This window comes from Rhodopseudomonas sp. BR0C11 (assembly GCF_010820945.1).
In the GTDB taxonomy this organism is placed as follows: domain Bacteria; phylum Pseudomonadota; class Alphaproteobacteria; order Rhizobiales; family Xanthobacteraceae; genus Rhodopseudomonas; species Rhodopseudomonas palustris_H.
This window is the reverse complement of sequence record NZ_QTKI01000082.1, coordinates 1-14,532: the sequence shown is the minus strand read 5'-3', so window position 1 is coordinate 14,532 and position 14,532 is coordinate 1. Positions and strand designations below refer to the sequence as shown.

The 14,532-nt window shown below is 63.8% G+C and carries 14 protein-coding genes and 1 pseudogene; 5 read left to right on the top strand and 10 right to left on the bottom strand.

Translation table 11 applies throughout. The annotated features are described in order from the left end of the window. The 5 genes from DYI24_RS09255 to DYI24_RS09235 all read right to left on the bottom strand — a co-directional run. Positions 1 to 397 (bottom strand): flavin reductase family protein (locus DYI24_RS09255; RefSeq protein ID WP_164572076.1); only part of this gene is annotated, 397 nt, incomplete at its 3' end. Between the two features lie 10 nt (positions 398 to 407). Beyond that, on the bottom strand, positions 408 to 1,253 hold the full coding sequence (locus DYI24_RS09250) for an ATP-binding cassette domain-containing protein (RefSeq protein ID WP_107344294.1): 846 nt from the start codon (positions 1,251 to 1,253) through the stop codon (positions 408 to 410). Positions 1,254 to 1,257: 4 nt separating this feature from the next. Then, positions 1,258 to 2,064 carry an aliphatic sulfonate ABC transporter permease SsuC gene (ssuC, locus tag DYI24_RS09245; protein WP_107355463.1) on the bottom strand — a complete coding sequence of 269 codons (807 nt, stop codon included), beginning with the start codon at positions 2,062 to 2,064 and terminating at the stop codon, positions 1,258 to 1,260. Next, the gene (gene ssuD / locus DYI24_RS09240) at positions 2,061 to 3,236 is read right to left on the bottom strand and encodes an FMNH2-dependent alkanesulfonate monooxygenase (protein WP_164572075.1); all 1,176 of its coding nucleotides are present in this window, start codon (positions 3,234 to 3,236) and stop codon (positions 2,061 to 2,063) included. The genes ssuC and ssuD overlap by 4 nt, the downstream gene beginning before the upstream one ends. 43 nt (positions 3,237 to 3,279) lie before the next feature. Next, positions 3,280 to 4,227 (bottom strand): sulfonate ABC transporter substrate-binding protein, encoded by a 948-nt coding sequence (locus DYI24_RS09235; RefSeq protein WP_164572074.1) that lies wholly within the window; start codon positions 4,225 to 4,227, stop codon positions 3,280 to 3,282. A 446-nt stretch (positions 4,228 to 4,673) separates the two neighbouring features. Between DYI24_RS09235 and DYI24_RS09230 the strand changes: the two genes are divergently transcribed. From DYI24_RS09230 to DYI24_RS09215, 4 genes are read left to right on the top strand one after another with little or no spacing between them, the layout of a single operon-like run. Next, positions 4,674 to 5,891 carry a radical SAM protein gene (locus DYI24_RS09230; protein WP_164572073.1) on the top strand — a complete coding sequence of 406 codons (1,218 nt, stop codon included), beginning with the start codon at positions 4,674 to 4,676 and terminating at the stop codon, positions 5,889 to 5,891. A 43-nt stretch (positions 5,892 to 5,934) separates the two neighbouring features. Next, complete coding sequence (locus DYI24_RS09225) at positions 5,935 to 6,807, top strand: nucleotide-binding protein (protein ID WP_164572072.1); 873 nt, start codon at positions 5,935 to 5,937, stop codon at positions 6,805 to 6,807. Then, the gene (locus tag DYI24_RS09220; protein WP_349627756.1) at positions 6,755 to 8,167 is read left to right on the top strand and encodes a nitrogenase component 1; all 1,413 of its coding nucleotides are present in this window, start codon (positions 6,755 to 6,757) and stop codon (positions 8,165 to 8,167) included. The genes DYI24_RS09225 and DYI24_RS09220 overlap by 53 nt, the downstream gene beginning before the upstream one ends. After that, positions 8,167 to 9,414 (top strand): nitrogenase component 1, encoded by a 1,248-nt coding sequence (locus tag DYI24_RS09215; protein ID WP_164572070.1) that lies wholly within the window; start codon positions 8,167 to 8,169, stop codon positions 9,412 to 9,414. The genes DYI24_RS09220 and DYI24_RS09215 overlap by 1 nt, the downstream gene beginning before the upstream one ends. A 160-nt stretch (positions 9,415 to 9,574) precedes the next feature. On the opposite strand, the gene DYI24_RS09210 is transcribed toward DYI24_RS09215, so the two are convergent. Further along, positions 9,575 to 10,561 (bottom strand): ABC transporter substrate-binding protein, encoded by a 987-nt coding sequence (locus DYI24_RS09210; protein ID WP_164572069.1) that lies wholly within the window; start codon positions 10,559 to 10,561, stop codon positions 9,575 to 9,577. 333 nt (positions 10,562 to 10,894) lie between these two features. On the opposite strand from DYI24_RS09210, the gene DYI24_RS09205 reads away from it, so the two are divergent. Then, complete coding sequence (locus DYI24_RS09205; protein WP_164572068.1) at positions 10,895 to 12,499, top strand: GMC family oxidoreductase; 1,605 nt, start codon at positions 10,895 to 10,897, stop codon at positions 12,497 to 12,499. 104 nt (positions 12,500 to 12,603) lie between these two features. Here DYI24_RS09205 and DYI24_RS09200 read toward each other — a convergent pair whose 3' ends face one another. The 4 genes and pseudogenes from DYI24_RS09200 to DYI24_RS09185 all read right to left on the bottom strand — a co-directional run. Continuing rightward, the gene (locus DYI24_RS09200; RefSeq protein ID WP_164572067.1) at positions 12,604 to 12,930 is read right to left on the bottom strand and encodes a YdhR family protein; all 327 of its coding nucleotides are present in this window, start codon (positions 12,928 to 12,930) and stop codon (positions 12,604 to 12,606) included. 31 nt (positions 12,931 to 12,961) lie between these two features. Continuing rightward, on the bottom strand, positions 12,962 to 13,471 hold the full coding sequence (locus tag DYI24_RS09195; RefSeq protein WP_164572066.1) for an OsmC family protein: 510 nt from the start codon (positions 13,469 to 13,471) through the stop codon (positions 12,962 to 12,964). 27 nt (positions 13,472 to 13,498) lie between these two features. After that, entirely contained in the window at positions 13,499 to 14,278 is a 780-nt protein-coding gene (locus DYI24_RS09190) for an ABC transporter ATP-binding protein (RefSeq protein ID WP_164572065.1), read from the bottom strand. Further along, positions 14,278 to 14,532: pseudogene (locus DYI24_RS09185) on the bottom strand (ABC transporter permease); the annotation flags it as partial. The pseudogene DYI24_RS09185 and the gene DYI24_RS09190, both read right to left, overlap by 1 nt.

Here is a 14,532-nt window from a genome sequence, read left to right as displayed (position 1 = left end):
CATCGAGCTCGCATTCGATGGTCGCGAGTGCGCCGGCCAGAACGGGGGCGCCCGAGATACCCGTATTCCACGTACCGCCGGCTAACCGCGCAGCGCCCTTCAGGCCGCCCTTGCCGGCGAAGCGTTCGCCGATTTCGATCTGGTCGGCAGCGAGGATGTTGACCGCGAAGGCGTGACTGCAAGCGATCAGCGGGCCCGCGGACGATTTCTGGTTGAGACAGACGATCAATGTCGGCGGCGTCGCGGACAGCGAGGTCACCGCCGTGGCGGTCATGCCGACTCGGGCGCTGCCTTTGCCGGCGGTGATGACGTTGACGCCGCTCGCGAGCTGCCGCATCGCATGGGCGAAGTCAGCCGGCGAAGCGGAACGAAGACGGTCCTCGATGGCAAGCGTCATGGCAGCAGCCTCACAGCTCGAATGTGTCCTCCGCGCCCTTCAGCAGATCTCGTAGGATCTCACCTTCGAGGGCGGCGAGCTCGGCAGAGCCGCGTTGGCGGGGGCGCGGCAGATCGATCGGCAGATCCTTGGCGATGCGGCCGTCCTCGATCACCAGCACGCGATCGGCGAGGGCAACCGCCTCGGCGACGTCGTGGGTCACCAGGATGGCGGTAAACCCCTGGGCCTGCCACACCTGTTCGAGCAGACGCTGCATGGCGATGCGCGTCAGCGCGTCCAGAGCGCCGAGCGGCTCGTCGAAGGCGAGCACGCGCGGCCGGCTGACCAGGGCGCGGGCCAATGCGACGCGCTGCTTTTGACCTCCGGAGAGCACCGCCGGCCATTCCCCGCGCTTGTCATCGAGACCGACCTCGATCAGGGCCGCATCGGCGCGCGCCCGGGCATCCGGGGAGTTGCGCTCGGTGCCGAGACCGACCTCCACATTGGCGAGGACCCGTGCCCACGGCAGCAGGCGCGGCTCCTGGAACATGACGCGGACGTCGCCCGGCAGTTTGTCTTCGCCGAACACGATGTGGCCTGCACTCGGAGTTTCGAGCCCGGCGATCAGTCGCAGCAGCGTGCTCTTGCCGCAGCCGCTGCGGCCGACAATGGTGACGAACTGGCCGGCCGGGATATGCAGGTCGATGCCGCGAAGCACGTCGTTGTCGCCAAAGGATTTGCGCAAACCGCGAATGTCGAGCGCGAGCGCGCTTGTCGGAGGCTGCGAGGGGCGAGGTTCGTCCTCGATGGTGCGGGCGACCGGATCGTAAGCGCCGGGCGGGGCGGCCAGAAGGAATTGAAGCGCTTCCATCATCATCCCCTCAAGAGCGCTGGAATGCCGGGTGCCACGACAGCGTCTGCCGTTCGAGTAGACGGGAGGCGCTGTCGGCGAGTTTGCCGAGCAGGGCGTAGATCAGGATCGATAGAACGACCACGTCGATCAGCATGAATTCGCGCGCCTGCATAGCCATGTAGCCGAGGCCCGACGAGGCAGCGATGGTCTCGGCCACGATCAGGGTCAGCCACATGATGCCGAGCGCGAAACGGACGCCGACGAACACGGAGGGCAGCGCACCCGGAAAGATCACGCGGCGGAACAGTTCTACGTTGCTCATGCCGTAGATCCGCCCCATCTCGATCAGTTGCGGATCGACGCTGCGGATGCCGTGCAGGGTGTTCAGATAGATCGGGAAGAACACGCCGAGCGCGACCAGGAACAGCTTGGCCTCCTCGTCGATCCCGAACCACAGGATCACCAGCGGGATCAGCGCCAGGTGCGGCACGTTGCGGACCATCTGCAACGTGGTGTCCGACAGCTTGGCACTGAGGCTGGACAGGCCGTTGGCGAGACCAAACGCAAAGCCGATGCTGCCGCCGATGGCGAAGCCGACCGAGGCGCGCCAGAAGCTGACCCAGATATTGCGGACGAGTTCGCCGGACTGCAGCAATTTCCAGCCGGCGACCAGGACGTCGCTCGGCGCCGGCAGCACACGCGCCGATACAAATCCGAGGCTGCAGGCCGCTTGCCAGACCAGGATGATCAGCAGCGGCACGATCCATTGGATCAGCCCGTCCGGTCGCGGCAGTCGCCACGCGCGCGGTCGGGCGAGGGTTTCGACGAGGCTCATGGTTTGGCCACCTGCTTGGCGTTCGGCAGATGCTCATTGGCGATGGTCTCGCCGAACGGGCCGGTGTTGGCGCGCAGCGGTGTGACATTGCCCGCGTGCTGTGGCTTCACCAGCGGAAAGACGAGCTCGGCAAACCGATAGGCTTCTTCGAGATGCGGGTATCCGGACAGAATGAAGGTGTCGATGCCGACGTCCTGGTATTCCTTGATCCGTGCGGCCACGGTCTGCGGATCGCCGACCAGCGCGGTGCCAGCGCCGCCCCGCACCAGACCGACGCCGGCCCAAAGATTGGGGCTGATCTCCAGCTTGTCGCGGCGGCCGCCGTGCAGCTCGGACATCCGCTGCTGACCGACCGAGTCCATCCGGGCGAACACCTTCTGCGCGGCGGCGATGGTGTCGTCGGTGACGTAGCGGATCAGATCGTCTGCTGCGGCCCAGGCAGCTTCATTGGTCTCGCGAACGATCACGTGCAAGCGGATGCCGAACGACAGCTTGCGCCCGCGCGGCTCCGCCACCGCCCGGACGCGATTGACCTTCTCGGCGACCTGCGCGGGCGGCTCGCCCCAGGTGAGATATTTGTCGACCGTGTCGGCTGCGACGTCGATGCCGGCGTCCGATGACCCTCCGAAATACAGCGGCGGGCGCGGGCTTTGCACCGGCGGAAACAGCAGCCGTCCATCCTCGATCGTGATGTGCTTTCCGGCGACGTTGACGGTCTTGCCGGACAACAGGTCCGAATAGACGTTGAGGAATTCGCGGGTGACCTCGTAGCGCTCGTCGTGCGACAAGAATACGCCGTCGCCCTTGTTCTCGACCGGATCGCCGCCGGTGACGACGTTGACGAGAAGCCGGCCGCCAATCAAGCGGTCCAGCGTCGCAGTCATCCGGGCTGCGACGCTCGGCGACTGCAGGCCGGGGCGGACGGCGACCAGGTAACGCAGCCTCTCGGTCCAAGGCGCCACCGCCGAGGCCACCACCCAGGAATCCTCGCAGCTCCGTCCGGTGGGGAGCAGCACGCCGAAATAGCCGAGTTGATCGGCCGCTTGTGCGATTTGCCGGAGATAGCCGAAGTTGACGTCACGGCCACCATTCGATGTTCCGAGATAGTGACCGTCGCCGTGGGTCGGAAGAAACCAAAGGAAGTTGGAAGATGTTGTCTGGGGGGCTGTCATGCGCCGTGCTCCTGGATTGTCCTGTCTTTTTGCGTTTGCCGGCTCAAGCCTGTGGCGGCCGCCAAACCGCATCGCGCACCACGATCGGGCGGGGAATCAGGCCAAGCTGATGGAAACGGTCGGCGACGTCCTGCTGGGTCGAGACGATCTCGTCCGACACCGGCCCAACCACAAACGACGAGCGGTTCGCGGCGATCGTCTGGATGTCGAGCGGGATGCCTGTGACCGCACTGAGGGACTGAGCGACGTCGCCGCGATGATCCTCAGCCCATCGCGCGGTCGCGCTGGTGACGTCGATGATCTGCTTGAGGATCAACGCATTGCGTTGAGCGAATTCACGGTTGGCGATGTAGAACGAGTTGGTCCGGCCGACCTCGGATGCATTGACCAGCACGCGCCCGTTCTGCTTCAGCTCGCCGATCGCGAAATATGGATCCCAGATCGACCAGGCATCGATGCTGCCTTGCGCGAACGCGGGCCCGGCGTCGGGCGGGGACAAGTACACCGGCGTGATGTCGCCATAGGTCAGGCCGGCCTTCTTGAGCGCCAGCAGGACGACGTTGTGGGCGCTCGATCCCTTTGTGAAGCCGATGCGCTTGCCCTTGAGGTCGGCGAGACTGCGGATCGGCGAATACTTCGGAACCAGGATGCCCTGACCGTTGGTAATCGGCTGACCGGCCGCGTAGACGATTGCAGCTCCAGCAGCCTGGGCAAAGATCGGGGGCGAGTCCCCGACGGCGCCGTAGTGAATGCTGCCGACGTTCATCGCCTCGAGCATCGGGGGGCCGGAAGAAAATTCCAGCCATTTGATGCCGATATTCTGTCCGGCGAAGTGATCTTCCAGCGTCCGCCGCTGCCGCGCGATCACCAGCACGCCGTTCTTCTGATAGCCGATGCGGATCTCGGTCAGCGGCTCGGCCGCGGCTGAGTGCGACAGAATCGGCAGCAGAGCGGCTCCGGCGGATAGCTGGAGAAATTGTCGGCGCTGCATCTGGCCTCCCTCGTTGTTGGTTCGTCGCGAGGAATGATGGGAGGCCAGGGAGGCGGTGTCGAGCCGTTGCGAAAAATAGCAACGCCCGTGCTCAGACGGAGGCGCAAGCGGAGGTAAAATCCTCTGTTTGGGCCGAACGTGGAATGGTTGTTCTCGTGCAAACGATCGCAGTTGATGCCCAGGAGAGGGAACTTAGTCGCGGCCGTTCCTCCCGAGACAAGCCAGTCACAACGCAGGTCTAGACCGCCGACGGGTGATGAGCGCCGAGAGCTATCTGCAATTAGTTACCTTGTTAGATCACCTGTTCTGCTGAGCCGATCAGGTCCGTCATAAACAACCTCTAAACGGCGTCATCTTCAGAATTGTCGGCGGGATAAGGTTCGAGGATGATTTGCGGACCGCCTGATGGCCTCCGGTGCCGTGGCGCAATCACGGATGAGATGTATATGCCGACAGTGAGCGAGTTGAAGGAAGGACTTTGGCGCGAACTGGCGCTCAAGGCAGAACTTGGCATCAACGGCGTTGCAATCAGCGGCGAGGCACTCGATTTCGTCCAGCCCGGCATCAAGGTCCAGGAGCAGGTGCATTGCCTGTTCGAGATGGATTTCGAAACCCACACGGTCGAGCTGCCGTCGCATTTTTATCTGCCGCTCGGGCTGAGCGTCCCGTTCCGCTGGAATCCGAAATCGGGCTATAGGGTCGATCTGCTCGGCGATCGGACGGTGCTGATCGATGGCAGTGAGGTGATCGCCGAGATCCGATTTCGTGAGCGTCCGGCATTCTATGGCGCCAAGACGTCGGATGGGATCGAGATGGCGCAGATTGGTGCGCACTACGCCGATCGGCACCTGTTCGTGGTCTATAGCAACGAGTGCTCGTACAAGGACAAGGGCGAAGACTGCCTGTTCTGCAACATCAATTACACCAAGGACGTGTACGGCGACAAAGGTGGGGTGTTCTGGAAGAACGCGAGGCAGATCGGCGAGACGGCGGCGCGCGCCTACAACGACGGTGCGATCGATCACCTGACGGTCAGCGGTGGCGTGATCCCTGAGCGCCGTGAACTCGAATACTACCTTGACGTCGCGGAAGCCATTCAGCAGCACACCGGGCTCGACGATTTCAACGGCACCGCGACGATTGCTGCGCCGCTCGATCTGCGCAATCTCGATCGTTTCAAGGAGGCCGGCTATCGCACCACGGCCATGAACATCGAGATTTGGGACAAGGGGATCTATGATGCGATCTGCCCCGGCAAGGCGCGCGGCGGTGGCGGTTGGGAGCACTGGGTCAAGGCGCTCGAATATGCTGTCACCGTGTTCGGTCACGGAAGAGTGCGCTCCAACATCGTCGCCGGAATCGAGCCGAAGCGCAGTACGCTGGCCGGGCTGGAGTATCTGGCGTCCAAGGGTGTGGTCGGGACGTTTGCTGTTTGGTGTCCGAACCCCGGCTCGGAGCTCGAAGGCCACCGTTGTCCGGAGCCGGGCTGGTACCTCGACCTCGCGCACAAACTGGTCGCGATCTGGAAGAAGAACGGAATCACCTACCAGCACGTGTTCGACAGCAACGCCTCGTCCGACACATTGCAGCACGACATCTACCGGATCGAGGACGAGACGTTGCCGATTTTCGGCACTGCCAGGCAGCTCGAACCCGCCGAGTGAGTGCGTCGTCACCTCTTCACCGCCGAGCACAACGGGGTTTTTCGTGAGCACCAATAAGCCCAAGCACATCGCCATCTATGGCAAGGGAGGCATCGGCAAGTCGACCACGACGTCGAACATCAGCGCGGCGCTGGCGGAGGCGGGGCATCGCGTGATTCAGATCGGCTGCGATCCGAAGAGCGACTCGACGACGATCCTGCGGGGAGGCGAGGATCTACCGACCGTGCTGGACAGCCTGCGGGATAGTGGCCGGCCGACCATCGCGGACGTGTCAGCGATCGGGTTCGGCGGTGTGCTCTGCATCGAGGCCGGCGGGCCGGTGCCTGGAGTGGGCTGCGCGGGGCGCGGCATCAACGCCGCGGTCGATTTGCTGCATGAACTGAAACTGTTCGAGGAATTCAAGCCGGATTACGTGTTGTACGATGTGCTCGGCGACGTCGTGTGCGGCGGCTTCGCGGTGCCGATCCGCAATGGCATCGCCGAATCCGCCTTCGTCGTGACGTCGTCGGATTTCATGGCGATCTTCGCGGCCAACAATTTGTTCAAGGCGATCAGCAAATACGCGCCTTCGGGCGGCGCACGGCTTGGCGGCGTGATCGCCAACAGCATCCAGACGCCTTACGCGAGCGTGCTGATCGACGATTTTGCTTCGCGAACAGGAACGAACGTCGTGGGCTACGTGCCGCGCTCGCTGACGGTGGCACAGAGCGAACTGTACGGCCAGACCGTGATCGAAGCGGCACCGACTTCAGAGCAGGCTGACGTGTACCGTCAGCTCGCGCGGCACATCGCAGGCGATCATCCGGTGTCGATCCCCAAGCCTCTCAACGCCCCAGCGTTGAAGCAATGGGCCAAACAATGGGGTGACCGTGTGTTCGGCGGCGCGGCGGAGCGTCGGCTCGTCGAGGTGGTGTGAGGTGGAGAAGTCACTTCAGCCGCCGACCCGGGAGCGGAGGCTCAATGGCGTCAGTGCCTATTTGGGCGACATCGCGTCCTTGATCGCTGAACTCGAAGCTGGGCCACCTGCGTCGCGGATTCGCACGTTCTCCCAGGTTGCTAGCGACGATGTGTCGATCGCATTGCGGGTTCTGGCAGACGTGGAAGGGCTGGGGATCGTCGTCCACGGTGCGCGGGGCTGCGCCGGCGCGCTGGTGCGCAGCCGCCCGGGCCGTCCATGGGCGGTCACCAACCTCGATCAGCGCGACACCATTCTCGGCGCTGACGGAAATCTCGCTCGGACGCTGCGTCGGCTGTATCAACGTCATCACCCCTGGGGAATTGTCGTGGTGGCAACGCCTGTCGTTGCGATCAATAACGACGACATTCAGGCGGTGGCTCAAGAGCTGAGTGATGAACTCGGCGTCCCGGTGGTCGAGCTGCGCACGGATGGATTCCGTTCGCGGATCGGTGCCACCGGCTACGATATTGCGAGCGCGGCTCTGGCGTCCCTGGTGCCGCCGCAGCACGGCCGTAGGCGCGACCTGATCAATCTGCTGGCTTTTGAGCGGGGCCCTGGCCTCACTGCTGTGGCGCAACAGCTCGCCGGGCTTGGGCTCGAGGTCAATCTGATGCCGGCCGGCGCCGGCCAGGAAGCGTTCGCCAAGGCGGCGCAGGCGGTCCTCAGCGTCGCGGTGTTTCAGGACGAGTCCGACGTGCTCCGCCGCGAACTCGACCGGCTTCACCGGGTGCCGTTCCTGCATCTGCCGCCGCCGATCGGCGCCTTGGGTGCGCGGCGGTTTGTCGAAGCCGTCGCCGAGGCGACCGAGCGACCGCTGCCGATCAGGATCGACGATCGCGTCAGCGCCGACCTGCTGGAGGACCGCCGTGTGGTGATTGCGCTGCCGCCATCTCAGGCGTTGGCGATCGCTGAGCTTGTGGTGCAGTTCGGCGGTCGGATTGCCGGGATCAGCGTCGACTGGATCGACAGCCTTCATGTCGAGGAGCTCAAGGCCCTGACCAATGCGGCGACCGTGGCCTTGCATGTCGGAGCAGGGCAGGCCTTCGAACTGGTGAACTGGCTCGGCAAGATCGAGCCGGACCTGCTGATCGGAACGCCGGCTGTCGCGGCGACTGCGACCCGCGCCGGGATTACCGCGGTCGCAATCGAAGGCGACGATTTGCTCGGGGCGGCCGGAGAGACAAAGCTTGCAACCCGCATCGGCCGGGCGCTGGCCGCACGGCAGAATGGTTTTACGGCCGGGCTCGGGACGTCCGCGTATCGTGCAGGTTGGCTAAAGCGCAGCCCTGACTGGCACATCAAGCGTGAGGTGAGATGATGGCGGCGCATCTGATGCGACCACGCGCCGGATGCGCGCTGCATGGCGCGCTTTACGCCGCAACCGCGATCGATGGCGTGACTCCGCTCGTCCATGCGACGCCCGGCTGCGGTGTGCAAGCCGGGCTGTGGCAGGATGTCGGCGGTTGCGGCGTGTCGTGGCCGACGTCCAATCTGTCGGAGAAGCACATCGTTTTTGGCGGCGCGTCGCGGCTGCGCGAGCAGATCAAGAATACGCGCGGCGTGGTGTCGAGCGAAATCACCGTGGTTCTGACAGGGTGTCCGGCCGAGATGATCGGCGACGACGTCGAGGCGATGGCGCAAGAGGCGCGGGACGCCGGGGACGAGGTGCTCGACCTGGCGACCGCTGGATTTCGCGGCTCGGCCTATCATGGCTATCAATCGTTCCTGCAGGCGGCTGTTGAGCGAACGGTCGCTCCGGGAGTGACCCGAGCCGGCCTGGTGAACATTCTCGGTCCCGTCCCGCATCAGGATGCAACGTGGCTGGCGGAGATCGAGGAGCTGTCTCGGCTGATCGCCGGTGTCGGCCTGATCCCGAACCCGATATTCGGTCCGTTCGGGGGGCTATCGAGCCTGCGGTCGACCGCACAGGCCGAACTAAGCGTCTCGTTGTCGCCCTGGGGCGGGGCGGCGGTCCGTGCGCTTGATGACCGCTTCGGCATTCCCTGGATCGAAAGCGCGGGATTGCCCGTTGGCGCCGCGGCGACAGGCGCACTGCTGGAAAGGATCGTCGCTGCCGCCGGTGAGGTGGACGATGCCGCGGCGCGGCTCTTCATCGATCGCGAACGGAAGCGCGAGGCGTATTTCATCGACCGGCTGCTGGAGACGCTCTATCGACAAGGCGGTGCCCGCAGCTTTGCCGTTGCTTTGCCGAGCCTGCTCGCGGGAGGCATCGTTCGGTTTCTCAGCCGCACCCTCGGTTGGTCGCCGGCCGCGATCGTCGTCACCGACAATCCGCCCGCGGAGCATCGCAGCACGCTCGAGGATGAACTGCCCCTCGTTCACTACAGCGAAGACGACGACGAGATCGCTACACTTATCGGGAGCAGTAGTGGGGAGATCGTGTTCGGCAGCTCCCTGGAGCGAGCGGTCGCTGACCGCCTCGCAGTCCCGTTGATCGAATGCGCCGCGCCGACCCGCCGCTTGAGCCTAACAAGTGGTTTCGGCGGCTCTCGTGGCGGTCTGACGTTGCTGGAGGCGATCGTGCCGGCGTCGGATCAAGCGTAGGGAGCGCCACGCGGGACTGACCGTCCATCATCACGACGTTGCCGTCCGAACAATCGGTGGGCATCTCGCTGACGATCAGCAGGGAGATGGGTGAACTCTCCAGGAGCGGCGACGGCGTCGACGTCGCGGCGTTTGCTGCATTCGTCAGGTGGTTCGTTGGTCAGGCCAATGCCTGGTCGAAGCTGCGGTCCCAGAACGGCTTGACGTCTACCGGTGCGTCGAACACACCAATCTTGGTGAACACGTCAGCGACTTCCTGATGGCTTTGAACCGCTGCATCATTGTTGGCGATCAGGCTGTAATCCTGGCTGCGATTGTTGAACAGGTCGAGAATGGCCTCGACCGGAACCCCGGTATCGCGCGACTGGGCTTCCGCATAGGTCGGGTAGTTCGCATTGCTCCAGGCATAGGCCTTCTGCAGCCGCAGGAGAAAGTCTGCAAGCGCAGCGTGCCGCAGCGGGTCGTCGATCGCGGAAGGATTGGCCGAGATCAGAAAGTTTCCTGAAAGATAGCCGACGCCTGTCTTCAGAGTACGGGCCCCGTATTTGGAGCGGGCGAGCTGGCCATTGTAACCCCAGATCGCCCATGCATCGAGATCATCACGGGCGAAGGCAGACAGGCCGTCGGTGGGCGCAAGGTGGGTCGCCTTGATGTCGCCAAAGGACAGACCGGCTTCAGCCAGCTGCTTGTAGAGATAATAGTGAGACGTCGTCCCCCGAACGTAGCCGACGCGCTTCCCCTTGAGGTCGGCCACGCGATGGATGTCCGAATCTTTCTGAACGAACGTGCCCTGATTGTTGAGATCCTCGCGATACACCGCGATGAATTTCACGCGTGCTTTGGACTTTACCCCGAACGCCGCCGAGGTTTCGCTGCCCGAACCCAGGTCGAGCGCGTCGACGTTGATGCCTTCGATGTGCTGGACGCCGGAGTTGAACTCCTTCCAATCGATCTTGTAGGGTGTTGCGGCGAGGCCTGCCGTTTCCAGCAAGGTCTTGTGCAGCCCCTTGTAGAAGGCAATCCGCAGCGTGACCCCGGAGAGATCGGTTGGGGCCGCGGCTCGTGCGCTTGCTGAGCCCAGCAACCCGGAGAACCCAAGACCCGCGCTGGCTTGCAACAAACGGCGACGCGACATGCCAATCGACATCAAACGACCTCTGACGTTTTGGAATCAGTCCTGAAGGGCGGTGTCCACGACACGGTCGTCGCGATCACCGAGTGAACGCGATGCTGACCAAGTCGGTCAGCATTATCAACTATCCGGCAAACAAAACGATGAGGAGCACGCGGGCGAGTGCTTTTGCAGAAATTCATTTCGACAGTTGGTCGAGGCGTAGGCGAAGTTGCTGGCTCACGGTAAAGCGCTGAGGTCCATACTGAGTCCCCGCGATCATCGCTCGATTGACATCCGAATTGATTTCGAGCAATCCGCGCACCGTTCTTTATCCGCTTGCTGACAAGCGCTTTCCGACGGACTCCGATGACACGCGCCAATACGACCGAGACAGTCGATTTCATCATCGTGGGAGCAGGCTCATCGGGATGTGTCCTCGCCAATCGCCTCAGTGAGGACCCTGCCACCTCGGTCGCACTTTTGGAGGCGGGCCCCCGCGATTCCAACCCGTGGATTCACATTCCGATCGGTTATGCCAAGACGATCCGAAATCCCGACATCAACTGGTGCTACGAGACCGAGCCGGAGCCGACGATGGACGGGCGGCGAATCTTCTGGCCGCGCGGCAAGGTGCTCGGTGGGACCAGTAGCATCAACGGCCTTGTCTACATGCGGGGGCACCCTGACGATTATGACGGCTGGGTAGCCGCCGGCGCGTCTGGGTGGGGCTGGTCTGATGTCCTCCCGTACTTCAAGCGCTCGGAGGATCAGGTCCGCGGCGCTGATGCGTATCATGGCGTAGGCGGGCCGCTGGCGGTCGCCGACCTCAGCGAGCGCAATCCGATCTGCCAGGCCTTCATCGACGCCGCCAACTCTTCCGGCGTACCGGCCAATCTGGATTTTAACGGCGAGTCCCAGGATGGCGTCGGCTACGTGCAACTGACGACCCGTGACGGTCGCCGCTGCTCCAGCGCGGTGGCGTTTCTGCGGCCGGCACTGCGGCGCGCAAATCTGCGCGTCGAGACCGAGGCGCTGGTCAGCCGTGTCGTGATCGAGGGCGGCCGAGCTGTCGGTGTGGAATATCTACGTGGCGGCGAACGGCGGGTCCTGCGTGCGCGATCCGAGGTGATTCTGTGTGGGGGCGCAGTCAATTCGCCACAGCTGCTGCAACTGTCGGGCATCGGGCCTGCCGCACATCTGGCGAACGTCGCTATCGAACCGGTGCTGGACTTGCCTGCCGTCGGCGCCAATCTGCAGGATCACCTCCAGGTTCGCATCGTCTGGAAGGCAGCCCATCCGCTGACACTGAACGATATCGTCCGCAATCCGGTGCGCAAGCTATGGATGGGGGCGCGATATCTGCTGAACCGGTCTGGTCCGATGACGATCAGCGCCTGCCAGGTCGGGCTGTTTGCGCGGACACGTGCGGAGCTGACGCGTCCGGATATCCAGTATCATTTCATGATGTTCAGCGCCGAGAGCTCGGCGGACCAGCTCCATGCGTTTTCAGGCTTCACCGCGAACGTGTGCCAGCTGCGCCCCGAAAGTCGCGGCAGCGTGCTGATCGCTGCCCCTGATCCGCGGCAGTCGCCGCGCATCCGAGCAAACTATTTGGCAACCGAAACGGATCGCCGCGCTGTCATTGATGGTTTGCGTCTGGCACGGACCATCGCAAGCGAGAAGCCGCTCGCGGACTTTATCGTCGAGGAGTATCTGCCGGGAGCTGGCGCCACCACCGACGACGCACTTTCGGCGCACGCGCGTCAGAAGGGGCAGACGCTGTTTCATCCAGCCGGAACCTGCGCGATCGGCCCGGTTCTCGACCCACAGCTGCGGGTCCGTGGCATCGAAGGATTGCGTGTCGCCGATTGCTCCGTGATGCCGACGCTGGTGTCCGGCAACACGAATGCGCCCGCGGTGATGATCGGTGAAAAGGCGTCCGACCTTATTCGCGGGCAGCGAAGTGCTTGAACTTCGTCAATCGAGGGCGAGCTAGCTGTTGGCGCCGGAAGAGGCTCGGTAATCGTGGAGCCTCGCGGGTGCTGACGGCCGCGCATCTCATTCCGGAGCGGAGGTCAAGCCGGCTGGGCCGCTTCGACGACGGTGACAGTGCCGGCTTCGTTGTCGGTCTTGGCAAACACCGTGAAGAACTCGATCTCCGGCTCCATGCCGTAGCGCTGAACGATGCCGTCGCGCCAGGGGCCGGAGTAGAACGCCTCGGCGTCCGCCTGGCTCGCCCATTGATACACACCGCCGGCGACGCCGCGCTCGCTCCAGATGAAGTGCTTGCTGAGCAGCCCCTTCACAGACCGGAAACCCGGAGCGATCGCTTCGAAATGATTTCGGCAGGCGGCCCGGTCGATATGCGCGGGCAGGCGATAGCGCACAATGGCGGTGATCATCGGTTTTGTCCTGACGGCGTGAGCATATCGATTAGACGCGATGCAGCGACACGGACACCTTCGGGCCGTTCTTGATGGTCTGATACACCACGCAATAACGCTCGGTCAGCTTCAAGAGCAGATCAAGCTTGTCCTGCGGCGCGTCCGTCTCGACGTCAAATCGCAGCCGGATCTCGCGGAAGCCGACCGGTGCCTCCTTGTCGACGCCGAGCGTGCCGCGAAAATCCAGATCGCCTTCAGCGACCACGTCGCCCCGCGAGAGCGGCACTTCGATCGCGGTCGCAACCGACTTCAGGGTGACGCCGGCACACGCGACGAGTGCCTCGAGCAACATGTCTCCCGAACACAGTTCAAGCCCAGAGCCGCCGGTCGCCGGATGCAGGCCGGCCGTTGCCAAGGCCTTGCCAGTTTCGACCTTGCAACTGATGCCGTCGGCGTCGATCGCGCCTTTGGCTTTCAGGGTGATCAGCGCGGTGGCCGGATTGGCCTTATAGCGGTCCTTGATCGGCGCCTGCAGCGCGCGCAATTCCAGCGCATCCATTTGGTCGCTCCTCCCTGTTTTGATGAATTATATCCCGGCGCCTTCGACGAGCAAATCGTCGTCCCGGCGTCCGGTGCGCTGCAGCGACCGATCGAGCGAATGCAGGACGGCGTGCTTGACGTCTTCGAAAGTCGCCGAGGTGCGGTCGCGTGGACGCGGCAGATCGGTTCGGATTTCTTCAAATAATCGTCCAGGCCTCGGCCGCATCACCAGGACACGGTCGGCGAGCACCACGGCTTCCTCGACGTCGTGGGTCACCAGGATCAGCGTCGGCCGCGTATCTGCCCACAGATCGAGCAGGTGATCCTGCAGATCGGTGCGGGTGAAAGCGTCGAGTGCCGAGAACGGCTCGTCGAGCAGAATGACTTCCGGCTGCGGCACCAGCGCCCGTGCGATTGCTACGCGCTGGGCTTGACCGCCGGACAGTTCGCGCGGCCAGGCTTTCGCCTTGTCGGCCAGTCCCACTCGGGCAAGCGCGGCGGCGACGCGCGCGTGACGGTCCGGTCGCGGCAGCCGTTCAAGACCAAAGCCGATATTGTCGGCGACGCTCAGCCACGGCAGCAGCCGTGGTTCCTGAAAAATGATGCCGATCTTGGGATGCGGCGCCGTGATGATTTCACCGTCCAGCACGATGGTGCCGGCGCTCGCCCGATCGAGACCGGCGATCGCCCGCAGCAAAGTCGACTTGCCGCAGCCCGAGCCGCCGATCACCGCGACGATCTCGCCGAGATTGATCCTCGCGAAGAACGATTGCAGGGCGTGAACGCCGGCGGGGTAGGTCTTGTCGACGCCGTCGAGCACCAGCATCAGGTTTCTCCGTCGTGCCGGTCGAACGCATCCTGCCAGCGCAGCAGGGGCAGGGTGGCGATCTCGATCAGCCAGTCGGTGGTCTTGCCGAGCAATGCGAAGATCACGATCGCTGCGACGATCTGCGCCGGCTTGCCGAGCTGTTGCCCGTCGATCAGCAGGAAGCCGAGCCCCTCCGAGGCGCCCATGAACTCGGCCGCGACCACGAACATCCAGCCGAGCCCCAGCCCAACGCGGAGTGCCAGCACATAGAC